Source organism: Streptomyces sp. NPDC005195 (assembly GCF_040608315.1).
In the GTDB taxonomy this organism is placed as follows: domain Bacteria; phylum Actinomycetota; class Actinomycetes; order Streptomycetales; family Streptomycetaceae; genus Streptomyces; species Streptomyces kaempferi.
Genome location: NZ_JBEXHZ010000001.1, coordinates 548,209 through 565,570, shown reverse-complemented (window position 1 = coordinate 565,570; position 17,362 = coordinate 548,209). Strand labels below are relative to the sequence as shown.

14 protein-coding genes are annotated in these 17,362 nt (G+C 72.2%); 9 read left to right on the top strand and 5 right to left on the bottom strand.

From position 1 onward, the window contains the following. Nucleotides 1–112: 112 nt before the first annotated feature. The 6 genes from ABZV34_RS02515 (at nt 113) to ABZV34_RS02490 (ending at nt 7,123) form a co-directional block, all read left to right on the top strand. Nucleotides 113–1,300, top strand: coding sequence for a DUF4190 domain-containing protein (locus ABZV34_RS02515; RefSeq protein WP_356270652.1), 1,188 nt, complete (start codon nt 113–115; stop codon nt 1,298–1,300). Between the two features lie 147 nt (nt 1,301–1,447). Further along, nucleotides 1,448–2,200 (top strand): GntR family transcriptional regulator, encoded by a 753-nt coding sequence (locus ABZV34_RS02510; protein ID WP_356270650.1) that lies wholly within the window; start codon nt 1,448–1,450, stop codon nt 2,198–2,200. A gap of 340 nt (nt 2,201–2,540) precedes the next feature. Then, nucleotides 2,541–2,723: an SPOR domain-containing protein gene (locus ABZV34_RS02505; protein WP_168530036.1), complete on the top strand. Its 183-nt coding sequence runs from the start codon at nt 2,541–2,543 to the stop codon at nt 2,721–2,723. Nucleotides 2,724–2,787: 64 nt separating this feature from the next. Then, on the top strand, nt 2,788–3,282 hold the full coding sequence (locus ABZV34_RS02500; protein WP_356270649.1) for a (deoxy)nucleoside triphosphate pyrophosphohydrolase: 495 nt from the start codon (nt 2,788–2,790) through the stop codon (nt 3,280–3,282). 221 nt (nt 3,283–3,503) lie between these two features. Beyond that, nucleotides 3,504–3,902, top strand: coding sequence for an ATP-binding protein (locus ABZV34_RS02495; RefSeq protein ID WP_356270647.1), 399 nt, complete (start codon nt 3,504–3,506; stop codon nt 3,900–3,902). 443 nt (nt 3,903–4,345) lie between these two features. After that, the gene (locus tag ABZV34_RS02490) at nt 4,346–7,123 is read left to right on the top strand and encodes a SpoIIE family protein phosphatase (protein ID WP_356270645.1); all 2,778 of its coding nucleotides are present in this window, start codon (nt 4,346–4,348) and stop codon (nt 7,121–7,123) included. On the opposite strand, the gene ABZV34_RS02485 is transcribed toward ABZV34_RS02490, so the two are convergent. Further along, complete coding sequence (locus ABZV34_RS02485) at nt 7,086–8,900, bottom strand: hypothetical protein (RefSeq protein WP_356270643.1); 1,815 nt, start codon at nt 8,898–8,900, stop codon at nt 7,086–7,088. The two genes, ABZV34_RS02490 and ABZV34_RS02485, sit on opposite strands and share 38 nt — an antisense overlap. Nucleotides 8,901–9,005: 105 nt before the next feature. On the opposite strand from ABZV34_RS02485, the gene ABZV34_RS02480 reads away from it, so the two are divergent. Next, complete coding sequence (locus ABZV34_RS02480; RefSeq protein ID WP_356270641.1) at nt 9,006–10,223, top strand: hypothetical protein; 1,218 nt, start codon at nt 9,006–9,008, stop codon at nt 10,221–10,223. A gap of 125 nt (nt 10,224–10,348) precedes the next feature. Then, nucleotides 10,349–10,657: a hypothetical protein gene (locus ABZV34_RS02475; protein WP_356270639.1), complete on the top strand. Its 309-nt coding sequence runs from the start codon at nt 10,349–10,351 to the stop codon at nt 10,655–10,657. Here ABZV34_RS02475 and ABZV34_RS02470 read toward each other — a convergent pair. Genes ABZV34_RS02470 through ABZV34_RS02455 form a run of 4 tightly spaced genes read right to left on the bottom strand, consistent with a single transcriptional unit; the run spans nt 10,638 to nt 14,477 of the window. Then, nucleotides 10,638–11,408 carry a succinate dehydrogenase/fumarate reductase iron-sulfur subunit gene (locus tag ABZV34_RS02470; RefSeq protein WP_356270637.1) on the bottom strand — a complete coding sequence of 257 codons (771 nt, stop codon included), beginning with the start codon at nt 11,406–11,408 and terminating at the stop codon, nt 10,638–10,640. The genes ABZV34_RS02475 and ABZV34_RS02470 overlap by 20 nt on opposite strands. Then, the gene (locus ABZV34_RS02465) at nt 11,405–13,348 is read right to left on the bottom strand and encodes a fumarate reductase/succinate dehydrogenase flavoprotein subunit (RefSeq protein WP_356270635.1); all 1,944 of its coding nucleotides are present in this window, start codon (nt 13,346–13,348) and stop codon (nt 11,405–11,407) included. Before ABZV34_RS02465 ends, ABZV34_RS02470 begins: the two co-directional genes overlap by 4 nt. Continuing rightward, nucleotides 13,348–14,169, bottom strand: coding sequence for a hypothetical protein (locus ABZV34_RS02460; protein ID WP_356270633.1), 822 nt, complete (start codon nt 14,167–14,169; stop codon nt 13,348–13,350). Before ABZV34_RS02460 ends, ABZV34_RS02465 begins: the two co-directional genes overlap by 1 nt. 20 nt (nt 14,170–14,189) lie before the next feature. Then, a complete protein-coding gene (locus ABZV34_RS02455; protein WP_356270631.1) occupies nt 14,190–14,477 on the bottom strand; it encodes a hypothetical protein in 288 nt (95 codons plus the stop codon). Nucleotides 14,478–15,023: 546 nt separating this feature from the next. Here ABZV34_RS02455 and ABZV34_RS02450 point away from each other — a divergent pair. Then, entirely contained in the window at nt 15,024–17,249 is a 2,226-nt protein-coding gene (locus ABZV34_RS02450) for an ABC transporter family substrate-binding protein (protein ID WP_356270629.1), read from the top strand. Nucleotides 17,250–17,362 lie beyond the last annotated feature (113 nt).

Below are 17,362 nucleotides of genomic sequence, written 5' to 3'. Positions count from 1 at the left end.
GCTCGGTTTTTCACGGTCAGCGGTTTTTCACGCCGTTTCCCGCGTCGGCTCTGTACGACTGCCCCCGCGTCGGTACCGCACGACCTCGTCCGGACAAGGAGCAACGCAACTCGTGGCCATACCCCCGCCGCCCGGGCCCCATCGGCCCGAGGGCCCGTATCCACCGCCGGGCCAGGGGCCGTACCCGCCTCCTTACCCCCAGGGTCCGTACCAGACCTGGGGCCAGGGCTACTCCCCGTACAACCGCCCCGCGCCCTTCAACGGGCTCGCGATCTCCGCCCTCGTGCTCGGCATCCTCTGCTTCCTTCCGGCCGTCGGGCTCGTGCTCGGGGCCGTCGCCCTCGTGCAGATCAGGAAGCGGGGCGAGCGGGGCACGGCGATGGCGGTGACCGGCATGGTGATGTCCACGCTCGGTATCGCGGTGTTCGTGCTCGCCCTCGCCACCGGTGGCCCGCGCGACTTCTGGGACGGCTTCACGGAAGGCGCGGGCAACTCGACGGGCAGCGCCTTCTCGCTCAGGAAGGGCGACTGCTTCGACGCGCCGGGCGGCTCCCTGGAAGGGACGGCGTACGACGTCGACAAGGTGCCGTGCACCGGGCGGCACGACGCCGAGGTGTTCGCGGACTTCAGGATGAGCGGCGGGAACTACCCCGGCGACAGCAGGGTCGTCGACGCCGCCGACACCAGGTGCTACGCGCTCCGGGTGTCGTACGCGATGGACGCCTGGGCCGTCCCGGACGACGTCGACGTGTACTACTTCACCCCCACCCGGGAGAGCTGGAGCGGTGGCGACCGCGCGGTCACCTGCATGTTCGGGAACACGGACGGCAAGAGCGGTCTGACGGGATCGCTGCGCAGGGACGCCCTGACGCTGAACGCCGATCAGACGGCGTATCTGCGGGCCGCGGACGTACTCAACCGGGCGATGGACACGGCACCGGACAAGGCGTACGTCGAGGACGACCTGCCGGGTCACAAGGCCTGGGCCGCCAGGGTCTCCGGCGCGCTCGCCGAGCAGGCGGGTCTGCTGCGCGGCCATGGCTGGTCCCCCGCCGCCGGGAAGCCCGTCGCGGCCCTCGTCGGGGACATCGAGGCGTCGCGCAAGGAGTGGACGAAGGCGGCGGCCGCCTCCGACGCGGACAGCTTCTACGCCCACTACGAGAAGGGCCTGAAACTCATCGATCCGACCACGACGGTCACGGCACGCAAGGTTCTGGGTCTGGCCACCACTCCGCCCTCGGACGGTACGAACGGGGGCGGACGGGGCGACGAGCCGGGCGGTAGCGGCGCCGAGGTGTGACACGGGCTACAGCGGGGAGAAAGTGCCTGGGTAAAGCCCTCGGCAGTCATAAGTAATCACATCGAGTGATTCTCTGGCCTTCGCTTGCATGACACAACCCACGGTTGCCACGCTGTTGCTGTCTGTACAATCTGATGGGAGCGGCCAGTGACTTTCGGTGAGCAGCCGGCGTACCTGCGCGTTGCGGGTGATCTCCGCAAGAAGATCGTCGACGGTTCACTGCCACCACACACCCGCCTCCCGTCACAGGCCAGGATCCGTGAGGAGTACGGGGTCTCGGACACGGTCGCGCTGGAGGCGCGCAAGGTGCTGATGGCGGAGGGCCTGGTCGAGGGACGCTCGGGGTCGGGGACGTACGTGCGGGAGCGGCCGGTGCCGCGCCGGGTCTCCCGGTCCGGGTACCGGCCGGACAGCGGCGCCACCCCGTTCCGGCAGGAGCAGGCCGATCTGACCGCGCGCGGCACCTGGGAGTCGCGCAGCGAGCAGGCCGAGGCGAGCGGGGCGATCGCGGAGCGGCTCTCGGTCCGGCCCGGCGACCGTGTGATGTGCACGAAGTACGTGTTCCGGGACGCGGGCGAGGTCATGATGCTCTCCACGTCCTGGGAGCCCCTCGCCGTCACGGGCCGTACGCCGGTGATGCTTCCGGAGGAGGGCCCGCTCGGCGGCATGGGCGTCGTGGAGCGGATGGCCGCCATCGACGTGATCGTGGACAACGTCACGGAGGAAGTGGGCGCCCGCCCGGGTCTCGCGGAGGAGCTCCTCGCGCTGGGCGGAGTGCCCGGGCACGTGGTCGTCGTCATCCAGCGCACGTACTTCGCCTCGGGGCGTCCGGTCGAGACGGCCGACATCGTCGTGCCCGCGGACCGGTATCGCGTCGCGTACCACCTGCCTGTGAAGTAGCCGCAGCCTGCGCCGCCCCTGCCCCTGCCCCTGCCCCGCCCCCGCCCACTCCGTGGTCACGTCCGTCGCCAAGTGGCTCCCGTGTGCCGCCGGTTGGAATCTGGCCTTTCTCAAATGTCGTGCCGGGGGCGGCGTTCGCGCTGCCTGACAGGCGCACGGAGGGCGGTCGACGGCGCACACGCAGGCACACGCCCCCTCCGTACTGGCCGGTTGCGTACCTCTTTGTGAAAAGCCGTATTCGCTGCGTGAAGGTTAGGCGTAGGCTCGGGCATATGCGGAGTGCGGTTTCGTTGGAGTGCGGGTTACGGCGCCGGCCGGGGGCGGGAAGGGGAGGGGCTTGATGAACGACAGCACGATCACTCTTCCCTGGCTCGTCATACGGCAGGACGACAACGGCAACCGCTATCGCGTCGGCAGGTACGCGACCCGGGCCGAGGCCCAGAAGATCGCGGACAGTCTCGACGACCGCGGGCACAAGCAGCTCTACTGGGTCGAGCGGATCGGGCAGAACGGGAGCAGGTGACGGCCCGCCCCGGCGGTGATCCGCACTGCCCGGGGCCGGTGTGCCCTGTCGTAGGCTCCGGCGCATGGACGAAACGATCGTGGTCGTGGGGGGTGCCCTGCTGCGCGACGGACGCCTCCTCGCCGCTCGCCGCAGCGCGCCCCCCGAGCTGGCGGGACGCTGGGAACTGCCCGGCGGCAAAGTCGAAGCGGGCGAGGCTCCCGAGGCCGCGCTCGTACGCGAACTGCGCGAGGAACTCGGTGTCGTGACGGAGGCCGTGAGGCGCGTCCCGGGGGAGTGGCCCCTTCGTGCGCCCTACGTGCTTCGTGTGTGGACCGCGCGGCTGCTTCCCGGCTCGGACGACCCCGAGCCCCTGGAGGACCACGACGAACTGCGCTGGCTGACCCCGGACGAGATCTGGGACGTGGACTGGCTGGACCAGGACGTTCCCGCGGTGCGGGCCACGCTGCCTTACTGGGCCACCGCCACCGCCACCGCCACCGCCACCGCCACCGCCACCGCCACCGAAACCGCCACATCCCCCTCCGCCACCGGTCACCGCGCCGACCGTCGGCCGTAGGTCCTCGGCCCCCGGTACCCCGCGTCCGCCGCCGTATGGCGCGAGCGAGGGGGCGTGGGGAGGCAGGGTGCGCGAGCGGTCTTGATCGGTTGGGGTTCCGTACGCCGTTTGTGCCACAGTGCTCCTGCCCGCACGGTAAGCAGCCGTGGATATCGGGTATGTGCCCATTAACCCCACGAAACCGGACATGCGTGGGTTCCTGTCCTGGGAAGTGATTCGGCGTGATCGACACCGTAGGCGACTGCGCGGAGTGGACCTTTCCCGCGGAGCCGGGTGCCGTCCGCACGGCCCGCGCGGTCGTTCGCGGCCAGCTGCGGACGTGGGAGCTGGACGTCCTCGGTGACGTGACCGCGCTCCTGGTCAGCGAGCTGGTGACCAACTCCCTGCGCTATGCCACCGGCCCCATCGGCGTTCGCCTCGTCAGACCCGCGGGCGTGCCGGACGCCCTGCTGGTGGAGGTGTCCGACCCGCTGCCCGATCCGCCCCGGGAGCGGGCCGCGGGCGCCGACGACGAGAGCGGGCGGGGCCTGCAGCTGGTGGCCGGTTCCTCCCGTCGGTGGGGCACCCGTCCGGGGGACACCGGTAAGACGGTCTGGTTCGAGCTCGCGGTCCCCGGGTGAACGCGCCCTGCTGATCCGCGCCCTGCTGATCCGCGCCCGCCGAACGCGCCGAGCCGAGCGTGCCCTGCTGCACATGACGAACGTGCCGAACGTGCCGAGCCGGACGTGCCCGACCGAGGGGCCGCCGGAGAGCTTGGCGGGCATCCGTCCCAGAGCCTGTGCGCCGCCCGTCCGAGGGTCTGTCGGCCGTCCGTCTGAGGGTCCGTCGGACGGGGGACGGGGTGGTCGATCGTTTCGGGCCACGCGTGTTGTCCGGAGTCTTTGATTCGATGGGGCGCCACCTGGTTAGAAGACTGGTGTGTATGTCGCGGCCGGTCCAAAAACCATCGGGACCGTGCTGTGATCGTGAACACCGTGTTGTGCGGCGCCGTAGTGCTGGATACTGCGGGCAGCCGCCCCCGGTGACCGGTGCCGGGCGCGGTGAGCTGGAGGGGACGGTTCGCGTGAGCGAGATACCAGCGAAGGCCACGGAGTCCGAGGACCCGTCGGGCGGCGCGAGGGCTGGGGCCACGGGCGACTCAGCCATGGCCGCGGCGACGGCGGACGCGGGCGACGGCGGTCCGGGCGAGAGCGTGGCGGACGGCGCGACGAACGGTGCGACAGCCGGCACCACCGGCGCCATGGGCGACGCCCCGGCCGGGACACCGGTCCGCGCGGCGTCCGGGACGTCCGTCGTGGTGCCGGTCGTGGCACCCGTCGAACCCCCGGCCGAGGCGGCCGGCGACGTGGTGTGGCAGAGCAGTCCACCCGGTTCCATGTACGACTACATCAAGGTCGCCTCGTTCTCCATCGGCGCCGACGGACTCGTCGACCAGTGGAGTCTGCGGGCCGAGCAGCTCTTCGGCATATCCGCGGAACGCGCCGTGGGCATGGACCCCATCAAGGCGTTCGTCGCCGCCGACCGGCGCGAGTTCGGGCAGCGCAAGATGGCGGAGATCCTGGACGGCCGCGAGTGGACCGGCGTGGTCCCCTTCCGGATGCCGCCCTCCGAGAGCGGCGACGAGGGCGAGGAGGGCCTCGCCGAGGTCTATGTGATGCCCACCACGACGGAGGACGGCGAGCGGGCCGCCGTATGCATCGTCGTGGACGTCCGGACCCTGCGCCGGATCGAGACGGACCTCGCCGCCTCGCAGGCGATTTTCGGTCAATCTCCGTTCGGCTTCCTCCTGATCGACACGGATCTCCGGGTCCGCCGCGCCAACGAGCGGTTCGCCTCGGTGTTCGGCGGCGACGTCGACGCCCACCGGGGCCGCACGGTCCACGACTACCTGCCGCGCTCCGAGGCCGAGCGCGTCGCCGCGACCCTGCGGCGGGTCCTGGAGACCGGCGACTCCATCACGGACATGCATGTCGCCGGATTCGTGCCCGGTTCCGAGGAACGTCGTCACTGGTCGGTCAACCTCTACCGCGTCCACAGCGGCAGCGGCCGCCCCATCGGCATCGCCTGGCTCGGAACCGACATCACCAGCCGTCGTGCCGCGGCGCGTGAAGCGGCGGCCGCGCGCCGCAACCTCGCCCTTCTGAACGAGGCGGGCGCCCGCATCGGCAACTCCCTCGACCTGGAGACGACCGCCCGCGAGCTGCTGGACGTCGTGGTGCCCGGATTCTGCGACCTCGCGACCGTCGACCTCTACCAGGGCCTGCTGGCCGGCGACGAGACCCCGCCCGGGTTGGCCGACGGCAGCGCGGAGCTGCGCCGGGTCGCCTTCGCCAGCGCCGTCTCCGACGCGCCGTTCGTCGGCGGACCCGCCCCGGTCGCCGTCGGCGCCGTCCACCACTTCTCGTTCAACTCGCCCTGCGCTGACGCCCTGCGCACCGCCCGCCCCCGGCACGTCCCCGCCGAGGAGGGCGGCCTCATCCAGTCCACGCTCGCCGTGCCGATGGTCGCGCACGACACCGTCGTGGGACTCGCGCAGTTCTCCCGCACGAAGGGCAGTGAGCCGTTCGGCGACCGCGACCGCTCCCTCGCGGTGGAGCTCGCGGCGCGCGCCGCGGTCTGTATCGACAACGCCCGCCTGTACCGCCGCGAGCACGAACGCGCCCTGATCCTGCAGCGCTCCCTGCTGCCGCCGGGCGACCCGGAGGCCTCCGGACTCGACATCGCCTGCCGCTATCTGCCAGGCAACGCGGCCACCGAGGTCGGCGGCGACTGGTTCGACGTCATCGAACTCCCCGGTCACCGCACGGCGCTGGTGGTCGGCGACGTCATGGGCCGCGGGCTGCGCGCCGCCGTCGCGATGGGTGAACTCCGCACGGCCGTACGGACCTTGGCACTCCTTGATCTCGAACCCGCCGAAGTACTGTCGGCGTTGGACGAGATCGCCCGCGGTCTGGGCACCCCCGGCGGTGTCCAGCAGGCGACCCGCGCGGCCCGCCAGCCGCGCGACGCGGACCTCTCCGAGGTGTATCTCGCGACCTGCGTGTACGCGGTCTACGACTCCGTGACCCGCAGGATCACCTTCGCCAACGCGGGCCATCTGCCGCCCGTCCTGGTGGAGCCCGGCGAGAGCGCGCTGATGCTCGACGTGCCGCCGGGCATGCCGCTGGGCGTGGGCGGCGAGCCCTTCGAGGAGGTCGAGGTCGAACTGCCCGAAGGTGCCCTTCTCGCGCTCTACACGGATGGACTGGTCGAATCGCGCGACCACCCCCTCGACGAGGGCCTGCAGGCATTCGTCGGGGCGCTGACGGACCCCTCCCGCCCCCTGGAGGACGTCTGTGACCACGTCCTCAACACCCTCGACACCCACCACGGGGAGGACGACATCGCGCTGCTGATGGCGCGTGTCCAGGGACTGCCCGCCGATTCCGTCGGCGACTGGACCCTGCCACGTGAGCCGCGCAGCGTGGGCCGGGCCCGCGAGTACGCCCGTACCCAGCTCACCGCCTGGGACCTGGAGCCGCTCGTCGACACCACCGAGTTGCTGGTCAGCGAGCTGGTGACGAACGCCCTGCGGTACGGCGAGGGCGAGATCCGGCTGCGGCTGCTGCTCGACCGGACACTCGTGTGCGAGGTCTGGGACGCGGGCCTCGTACAGCCGCGCCGCCGCCGCGCCCGGGACACGGACGAGGGCGGCCGGGGTCTGCAGCTCGTCGGCCTGCTCTCGGCCGCGTGGGGCTCACGGCGCACACCACGGGGCAAGACGGTCTGGTTCGAACTGCCCCTCCCGGACGCCGGAACGACGCTCACGGACCCGGCGGAAGCGTTGCTGAGCCTGTTCTGACCGGTGCGGGGGCGGACACCGCCCGGCGGTAGCGCGTGCGCGGGCCACCGAAGCTCGCGACACCGAGGGACGCGGCGTCCCCGGTGGCGATGCCACCGGAAGCCACGTCCTGGGAAGCCACGTCCCCGGATTCGACGCCACCGGGGGTGCCGCCGCCCGGGTCCGAATCCCCGCCCGGGTCCGAATCCCCGCCTGGGACCGGCGTCCCGCCCGGCTCCGGCGTCCCGCCCGGCTCCGGCGTCCCGCCCAGGTCCGTGCTCCCGCGCAGGATCCCGCCGAGCACGGCGCCGCGGACTCCGCCGCCCTCCGGGCCGCCGTACGGATTGCCGTACGTCCGTACGTCCCGTTCCGCGAACCACCGGGCCTCCCCGGCGAGCGCGTCGGCCCGCTGGACGTCGGCGAAGGTGAGGGACGAGAGCGTGAGACGGCGTTCCGCCTCCGCCAGCCGGGTCCGGGCCTCGGAGCCCACCACCGCCCGGTGCGTCGTGACGAAGTCGTCCGCCGCCATGACGGCGCCGCGGGCCACCGGACACGCCTCGTCGAGCAGGGCCGGGCCGCGATCCTCGTCCCGGCCGAGGGCCGGGGTGCCGGCCAGCGTCGCGGCGGCCCGGACCACCCGGCGCAGGGCGTCGAAGGGGTCGTACGGGCCGCTCGCCGCTTCCCGGCGTACGTCCGCGACGACCGAGCCGGTGTGCGCGACGCGACCGGACAGCGCTCCGCCGACCGCTCCGGCCGGAACCGCGCGGGCCCGTTCGAGGTCGGTGTCGGCGCCGGCCAGCGCGGCGGGCAACCGGACGGCGGCGGCGTCGAGTTCGGCGGCCAGCCGGTCGACGCCGGTCAGCAGGACGTCCGCCTGCCCGATGGCGCCCTCGGCGGCCCGCAGATACGCCGCGGCCCGCGCGACCTCGCTCCGGTCGAGCGACTGCCGGGCCCGGTTGAGGTGGGTCGTGGCGAACAAGAGCCTGTCCTTGGCCTGTTCGACGTGTCCGGCGACGGGCAGGGACGCGGACGCCGCGTACCGCTCGTGGAGCCCCGCGAGCGTCGCCTGCGCGGCGGGCGCGCGGCGGGCGAGTTCCCGGAAGCGGGCCTCCGCCGACTCCAGCGCGGCGGGCGCGGACCGTTCCAGGGCGCGCAGCAGGTCGAACCCCGGCGCCTCCGCGTCCAGCCGCCGCCCCGCCTCCGCACAGCGCGCGCGGATCTCCTCCAGCGTCCGCCGCCGGTCCTCCTCGTCGTCCGGCGCGGTGTCGTCCAGCCGCTGCCGCAGCCGGAAGGCCACCATCAGCTCGGAGCGCGCGAACGCCACCGCCTCCGCGTAGGCTCCGACCGCCTCCCGGCCGAACAGGGCGGCCACGGAGTCGAGTTCCTCGGCGCTGGTGCGCACGCAGTCGTCGGTCCCGACGAGGGACTGCCGGGCGAGCCGGTCGAGTTCGGCGAGCGGCACGGTTCCCGGGACGGCCTTGCCGGGCGTCGTACGGGTCCGCGCGCGGCGTATTCGCCGGACGGAGGCGTACGCGGCCAGCGAGCCCGCGACGGCCACCGCGGCGACGGGAAGCACCAGATCGTCGGCGGACGTGCCCCCCTGTCCGGGCGCCGCCGACACCTCCTCGACCACCGGCCCCTTTCCCCGCCACTCCGCGGAGTCCGCGGGGCCCGGCCGGGCGACGGGCAGCAGCAGCCACCCCAGCGCCACCAGCCCCCCGAGCGCGGCATGCGCCACCCGCACGGCTATGGAGGACGTGGCTCGGCGCGACCGGGTCCGGCTCAGGGGCGACGTCACATTTGGGAGCGTATGACCGCGGGCCCGAGGGCGCGACCGGGGTGCGCCGAGCCGGGCGCACCTAAGGTACGGGGGATACAGGGGCGTACGGAGGGGGCACGGGGGATGGGTACGGAGCGGACGGAACCGGGGACAGGACGGGACGGGGAACCGGGCACCGAGGACGGACCGGCACCGGCACCGCCCGAGCCGGACCTACGAACGGGAGCGCCGGACGCGTCGAGCGAAGGACCGGACCCGCGAACGGGCCCCGCCCCCGCCCTCACCCCCAGCACCACCCCCAGCCGCCTCCGGCGTCTGGCCGGTGTCTGGCGGCGGCCCGCTCTGCGATGGCCCAGGCGCATCGCGTCGGCGCTCGTCCTCGTCCTGCTGCTCCCGCCGCTCGCCGCGGGCATCGCCCTGCGCGTCGACTACGCCGGGGACCCGGCCGCCGGTACGTACACGAGACACCGTGACGCCCTCTGGATGGGCCACGCCTGGGTCGACGGCCGTAAGAAGGACGCGGACGTCAGGGCGCTGGCGGCGCGGCTGCGCACGACCGGCGTCCGGGACCTCTACGTGCACGCGGGTCCCCTGGAGCACGACGGGACGCTGCCCGCGTCCGCGTACCCGAGGGCGCGCTGGCTCATCGGGGCGATCCACCGGGAGATGCCGGGCGTCCGCGTCCAGGCCTGGCTGGGCGACGAACTCGCGACCGAGGGCCCGGTCGGACTGCGCCTGGAACGCGCCGCGACCCGGACCGCCGTGGTCCGCTCCGCCGGGCAGGTCCTCGACGCCGGATTCGCCGGCGCCCACTTCGACCTGGAGCCGCTGCACTCCGGCGACGCGGACTATCTCTCCCTCCTCGGCGACCTGCGCCGCGTCACCCGCGCCCACGGCGCCCTGCTCTCCGTCGCCGCGCACCAGATCGACCCGTTGCCGTCGCTGCACTCCGTCTGGGGCACGGTCACGGGACACCCCAAGTGGTGGTCCCAGGCGTTCTTCGGTCAGGTCGCCCGCCGGGTCGACCAGATCGCCGTGATGTCGTACGACACGGCGCTCCCGCTGGAGAGCCTGTACGGCGGCTATGTCGCCCAGCAGACGTCGCTCGCCCTGGAAGTCACCCCGGAGACGACCGACTTGCTGATGGGGATGCCCTTCTACTACGAGGACAACATGGACCACCACGGGTCCGCCGAGACCGTCGAGGCGGCCGTCCGCGGCGTCCGCCTCGGTCTCTCCCGCACCGACCGCACCCGCGAGAACTTCGGCGTCGCCGCGTACGTGGACTTCGCCGCCCGGGAGAAGGACTGGGCGCAGTACGAGCGGGGATGGGTCCGCTGACCCCGCGGCGGAACCGGACAGGGCGTCCCGTCAGGAGTTCGTCAAGTGTCTGGAGGGCCGGGACCCCGCGTGCCATGATCGGAGGGCGTGCCGGGTGCGCGCGCCAGGGGATGGAACCGATGGACATGTCGTGGGTGACCGTGGGCATGGTGCTCGCCCTGGGCGGGCTGGTGGCAGCCGGAATCGCGGCGATCACGGCGGGCTGGTTGCCGCCGCTCGGCCGCTACCGGGTCGTGAGGCCGAGGCTGTGGGGCTGTGGGGCACTGGTGAGCGCCCTCGGCATGGGCGTGTTCGAGTTCCTCGGTCCGCTCCGCGGGCCCGACATCCGGATGGCGCCCTACGTGCTCTCCGGCACCGCCGTGTTCCTGGTGGGCTCGGCGCTCCAGATGCTGGCCCGCCGTCCGGGCCGCCCCGCTACGCCTCCCGCCTCCTGATCTTCGAGCCCAGCCACACCAGTGGGTCGTACTTGCGGTCGACCGCCCGTTCCTTCAGGGGGATCAGGGCGTTGTCCGTGATCTTGATGCCCTCGGGGCAGACCTCCGTGCAGCACTTGGTGATGTTGCAGTAGCCGAGGCCGTGTTCGTCCTGGGCGGTGCGCCCGCGGTCCAGGCCGGTGTCGGCCGCGGCGTCCAGGGGATGCATGTCGAGCTCCGCCACCCGCATCAGGAAACGCGGCCCCGCGAACGCCGGTTTGTTCTCCTCGTGGTCCCGTACGACATGGCAGGTGTCCTGGCACAGGAAGCACTCGATGCACTTGCGGAACTCCTGAGAACGGTCCACGTCCTCCTGCCGCATCCGGTACTCGCCGGGTCCGAGCCCGGCGGGGGGCACGAAGGCGGGCACCTCCCGCGCCTTGGCGTAGTTGAAGCCGACGTCCGTGACGAGATCCCGGACGACGGGGAACGCGCGCAGTGGTGTGACGGTGATGGTCTCCTCCCGGGTGAACACCGACATCCGGGTCATGCACATCAGCCGCGGACGTCCGTTGATCTCCGCCGAGCACGAACCGCACTTGCCCGCCTTGCAGTTCCAGCGGACGGCCAGGTCGGGGACCTGGGTCGCCTGGAGCCGGTGGATGATGTCGAGCACCACCTCACCGTCGTTGACGTCGACCGCGAAGTCCTCCAGGCCGCCGCCCTGCACGTCCCCGCGCCACACCTTGAAGCGGGCCTCGTAGCTGCTCACTCGTAGAGCTCCTCTTCGGCGAGGTACTTGACCAGCTCCTCCTTCTCGAAGAGGGCGAGCAGGTCGGGGCGGATGGGCTCGGTGTTCTCGCGGGTGAGGTCGATCTGGCCGCGCACCGGGTCGGTCGCCGCCAGTCCGCCGGTGGGGTCCGCGAGCCGGCACAGCAGGTTGACCCGGCGCCAGACCCGCTCCATCACCGGATGGTCCTCGCGGGTGTGACCGCCGCGGGACTCCGTGCGCTCCAGGGCGGCGCGGGCCACGCATTCGCTGACCAGCAGCATGTTGCGCAGGTCGAGGGCGAGGTGCCAGCCGGGGTTGAACTGCCGGTGACCCTCGACGCCCGCCCGGCGGGCCCGTACCCGCAGGTCCGCGAGCTTCTCCAGGGCCTGTTCCATCTCGGCCTCGCGCCGGATGATGCCGACCAGGTCGTTCATGGCCCGCTGGAGTTCCTGGTGCAGGGTGTACGGGTTCTCCGGTGGGCGGCCGTTTGCCTCGCCGGGTACCGGGCCCTCGGCGGAGAAGGGCCGCAGCGCCTCGGCGGCGGCCGTGTCGACCTGGGCGTCGTCCACGGCCGGGCGGTCCCCGGCCCGGCCTGCGGCGTACTCGGCGGCGTGCAGTCCCGCCCGCCGTCCGAACACCAGCAGGTCGGAGAGGGAGTTGCCACCGAGCCGGTTGGAGCCGTGCATACCGCCCGCGACCTCGCCGGCCGCGTACAGGCCGGGCACGCCACGGGCCGCCGCCGACTCCGAGTCGACCGCGATGCCGCCCATGACGTAGTGGCAGGTGGGGCCGACCTCCATCGCCTCGGCCGTGATGTCGACGTCCGCCAGCTCCTTGAACTGGTGGTACATGGACGGCAGTCGGCGCCGGATCACGTCGGCGGGCATGCGCGTCGACACGTCGAGGAAGACTCCGCCGTGCGGCGATCCGCGGCCGGCCTTCACCTCGGAGTTGATGGCGCGCGCGACCTCGTCGCGGGGCAGCAGCTCGGGGGGACGCCGGTTGTGGTCCGGGTCCTCGTACCAGCGGTCGCCCTCCTCCTCGGACTGCGCGTACTTCTCCTTGAAGACGTCCGGGATGTAGTCGAACATGAACCGCTTGCCGTCGGAGTTGCGCAGCACACCGCCGTCACCGCGGACGGACTCGGTGACCAGGATGCCCTTCACCGACGGCGGCCAGACCATGCCCGTCGGGTGGAACTGGACGAACTCCATGTTGAGCAGCGGGGCGCCCGCCAGCAGCGCCAGCGCGTGGCCGTCGCCCGTGTACTCCCACGAGTTGGACGTCACCTTGAAGGACTTGCCGATGCCGCCGGTGGCGATGACGACGGAGGGCGCCTCCAGGACGAAGAAGCGCCCGGACTCGCGCTCGTAGCCGAAGACCCCGGAGACGTGGTTGCCGTCCTTCAGGACCCGGGTGACGGTGCACTCCTGATAGACCTTCAGGCGGCTCTCGTAGTCGCCCGTCTCCTTCATGTCCTCCTGCTGGAGGGAGACGATCTTCTGCTGGAGCGTGCGGATGAGTTCGAGTCCCGTCCGGTCGCCGACATGGGCGAGCCGCGGGTACTCGTGTCCGCCGAAGTTGCGCTGGGAGATCCGCCCGTCCGCCGTGCGGTCGAAGAGGGCGCCCCAGGTCTCCAGCTCCCAGACCCGGTCGGGGGCCTCCGTGGCGTGCAGCTCGGCCATCCGCCACTGGTTGAGGAACTTCCCGCCCCTCATGGTGTCGCGGAAGTGGACCCGCCAGTTGTCGCCGGAGTTGACGTTGCCCATCGCGGCCGCGATGCCGCCCTCGGCCATCACCGTGTGCGCCTTGCCGAACAGCGACTTGCAGATCACGGCCGTACGGGCGCCGCGCTCGCGGGCCTCGATGGCGGCCCGCAGCCCCGCGCCGCCGGCGCCGACCACGACGACGTCCCACTCCTGCCGGTCGACCACGGACATCAGAAGAACCTCGGATCGTCGAAGGCGCCGGACGCGACCAGGAAGACATAGAAGTCGGCGAGCGCCACACTCACCAACGACGCCCAGGCGAGCAGCATGTGACGGGCGTTCAGCTTCCCCACCCACTGCCACATCCGGTACCGCACGGGATGCTTGGAGAAGTGCTTGAGCTTTCCGCCGACGATGTGCCGGCAGGAGTGGCAGGAGAGGGTGTACGCCCAGATCAGCGTGATGTTGAGCAGGAAGACCAGGGTGCCCAGGCCCATGTGTCCCCAGTGGTGGTGCTCGTCGCGGAAGGAGAGCACGGTGTCGTACGTGAGGGTGCCGGCGACGAGGATCGCGGCGTAGAAGAAGTACCGGTGGATGTTCTGGAGGATCAGCGGGAAGCGGGTCTCGCCGGTGTACTTCTTGTGCGGCTCCGCCACCGCGCAGGCCGGGGGAGACGCCCAGAAGCCCCGGTAGTAGGCCTTGCGGTAGTAGTAGCAGGTCAGCCGGAAGCCCAGCGGGAAGACCAGGATGATGATCGCGGGGGAGATGCCCCACCAACTGCCGAACAGGTCCGCGTTCGGCCCCGCGTCCATGGCCCGGCAGCGCTCCGCCAGGCACGGCGAGTAGAACGGCGAGACGTACGGCGCCGCGTAGTAGTCCGTGTCCGCGAAGGCCCGCCAGGTCGAGTACACGATGAAGGCCAGCAGCCCGGCCGCGGTCGCGGCCGGCGCCAGCCACCAGCGGTCGGTGCGCAGATGCGGGGCGGCGATCGCGGCGCGCGTACCGGTCCGTACGCCGCCGCTGTTCGGATGGGGTTCCGTACCAGTGGCCAACTTATGACTCTCCGGTCGGGTCAGGGGGCGTGCCGGTCCCGGGCGCCGAGACCTTCGTCGTCCGAGTCCGTCCACAGGGAGTTGTCGTACGGGGTGTCGGGGATGGAGACGAGGTCGGGGCGCAGGGGTTTCGTGAGCCCGGGTGCGGACTCGCGCAGCAGCGCCACGCTTTCCCGCAGGTGGTCGGCGTCGGCGCGGGCGCGACGCATGTCGAGCCCGCCGCCGAGCTGCTGCTCCAGGCGTCCCATCGACCTCAGCAGGTCGTCGAGACAACGCTGGACGGACGTGAGTTCCTCGTGCACGGACATGACTTGCCCTCACTTCCACGGGCTCTGTGGCCCAAGGCGGCAACGTTCATGCGCCTGCGAGTGTTGCGCGTCACATGAGCCCCTGTGAAGGCGTATGCACGGATTCCCGGATCGAACCTTCCGGAGCGCGCCCCCGCACGCTCTGCACGCGCCGGGTAGGCCGGGCCGCCTGTACGCCGCCGTGATCCAGCGTTTCGTCCCCGCCCCGGGCCCCGCCCCGAATCCCCGGACCCTGCGGTGCCGCGAGCCTCCGGTCCCCGCCCGGCCGGTATCCCGGGCCGTCCCCCGTCCCCATCCGTATGCCGGGCGCCCCCGCGAGGGCACAACCCCGTGAGGAGGGCGCCCACGGAACGGCACAGGGCACGCGGCGGACCCGCCCGAGGCACCCCGTTCATTGCGCCGCACGGGTGGACTTCCGCGCGCCCCCGCCGTGTCGGCGCCCCCGCGCACCCTTTCTTCCGTTCAGTGGGTGCATACATCTGATCAACCGCATATCCGACCAAAAATGATCAGATCCAGCCTGTCCCCCCACCGGAGGTTGCAGTGATGTCCCACGACGGCGTCGGACTGCGCGCGGTGATGCGCTCGGTCGCGTTCCTGACCGCGGGCGCGCTCGCGGTGCCCGTCCTGACCGCGTGCAGCGCGGACGACGAGGAGAAGGTCAGTCCCGTCGCCGCGCAGGACATCGCGCCCGCGGGCCGCAACCAGGTCACGGACGGCGGCACCCTGCGATGGGCCGTCGACGACGTCCCGGCGACCCTCAACACCTTCCAGGCCGACGCCGACGCCACGACGTCACGGGTCGCCGGTGCCGTGCTGCCCTCCCTGTACCGGCTCGACCGCGACGGCCGCCCGCAGCTGAACCCCGACTACCTGGAATCGGCCAAGGTCGTCGACGAGGAGCCCAAGCAGGTCGTCCTCTACAAGCTCAACCAGCAGGCGGTCTGGAGCGACGGCCGCGAGATCGGCGCCGACGACTTCGCGGCCCAGTGGCGCGCCCTGTCCGGCAAGGACAGCGCGTACTGGACGGCCCGCAACGCCGGGTACGACCGCATCGAGAAGATCGAGCGAGGCAAGAACAACCTGGAGGTCCGGGTCACCTTCAGCCGCCCGTACGCCGACTGGAAGTCGCTGTTCTCGCCGCTGTACCCGAAGGACGTCATGGGTGCCGCGGCCGCCTTCAACGACGGTGCCCGCAGCAAACTGAAGGTCACCGCCGGCCCCTTCGCCCTGCAGAGCGTCGACAGCAAGACCGGTGAGATCCACCTCACCCGCAATCCCCGCTGGTGGGGCCGCCCCGCCAAGCTCGCGGAGATCGCGCTGGTCGCCGTCCCGCGCGACCACCGCGCCACCGCACTCGCCGCGAACAAGATCGACATGGCCGACGTCGATGCCGAGGAGGCCGGCCGGATCACGCTCGCGGCCGGAGCCAGGGGCAGCGCCCCGATGCAGGGCCCGGGCACCCCAGGTACCACGGGCACCGCGAGTACCCCAGGCACCACGGGCACCCCAGGCACCACGCTCGACCCCGCCCAGGCGCCGCACCCCTCCGCCGCGCAGTACACCTCCGAGCAGAACGGCCTGAGCGGCTTCGTCGTCCGCAAGTCCCTCGAACCCGCGTACACCCAGCTCGCCCTGAACGGCTCCGAGGGTCCCCTCGCCGACGAGCGCGTCCGCCGCGCCGTCGCCCGCGCCCTCGACCGCGACGCACTCGCGCAGACCGTGCTCAAGCCGCTGGGCCTGCCCGCCGTACCGGTCGGCAGCCACCTCGCGCTCGCCGGCCAGCAGGCGTACGCCGACAACAGCGGCGCGGTCGGCGGCCACGACGCCAAGGAGGCGCAGGCGCTGCTCCTGGACGCGGGCTGGGTGCCCGGGGGTCCGGTGAAGGAGGAGAAGAAGGACAAGGACAAGGAGAAGGGCAAGGCGGCCGGGCCCGAGGGGAGGAAGGCGGCCCCCGGTGCCGAGCCGGGCTCCGACGACGGGACGTACATCGTCGGCGACGACGACAAGCCGGCCGGGACCGACCGGGCGAAGGCGGACCCGGCCGGCGAGTCCGAGGGCCGGCGGACTGGCCACTCGGACGAACAGACCCGCACGCGGTTCGACGGCAAGCGGTACGCCCACCACGACACGCGTCAGGGCGGGGCTCCCGGCGCCTACGCGCCCAAGGGCACGGCCGCCCCCGCGGGGGTGGCCTCCGGTGTGCTCGCCAAGGACGGCAAGCCGCTGACGCTCCGCTTCGTCCTGCCCTCCGGCCCCGGCGCGGCGTCGCTGAACACCGTCGCCGACCACATCTCGCGGATGCTGGAGCGCATCGGCATCCGTACGGAGACGACCAAGGTCGCCGGCGACAGCTACTTCAAGGACCACATCGCCTCCGGCCAGTACGACCTGGCGCTGTACTCCTGGCCCGCCTCCGCCTTCCCGGCCACCGACGCCCGCCCGATCTTCGCGAAGCCGGTCCCGGCCGCCGACGGCTCCCTCACCGTCGAGCAGAACTACACCCGGGTCGGCACCGACCAGGTGGATCAGTTGTTTGATCAGGCCATCGGCACGCTGGACGAGGACGAGGAGCGGGCTCTGGTCCGCAAGGCCGACGCACGGATCTGGGCCGCCGCAGGATCGATTCCCCTGTATCAGCGCCCCCAGCTCACCGCCGTCCGCCCGAACCTCGCCAACGCCGGCTCCTTCGGATTCCAGACCCCGCTCTACGAGGACATGGGCTTTCTGAAGAAGGGCGCGAAGCCGTCGGCGACCCCCAGCTCCCCCTGAGGAGCACGGGGCGCCGACGCCGAGCGGCCGCCCGCGCGCCCGCGTATCCGCGGGCCTGCGCAGGGCCCCGCCGAGCCGCGCCCGCAGGCCGCCCCCGCCGGGGCCCGAACCCC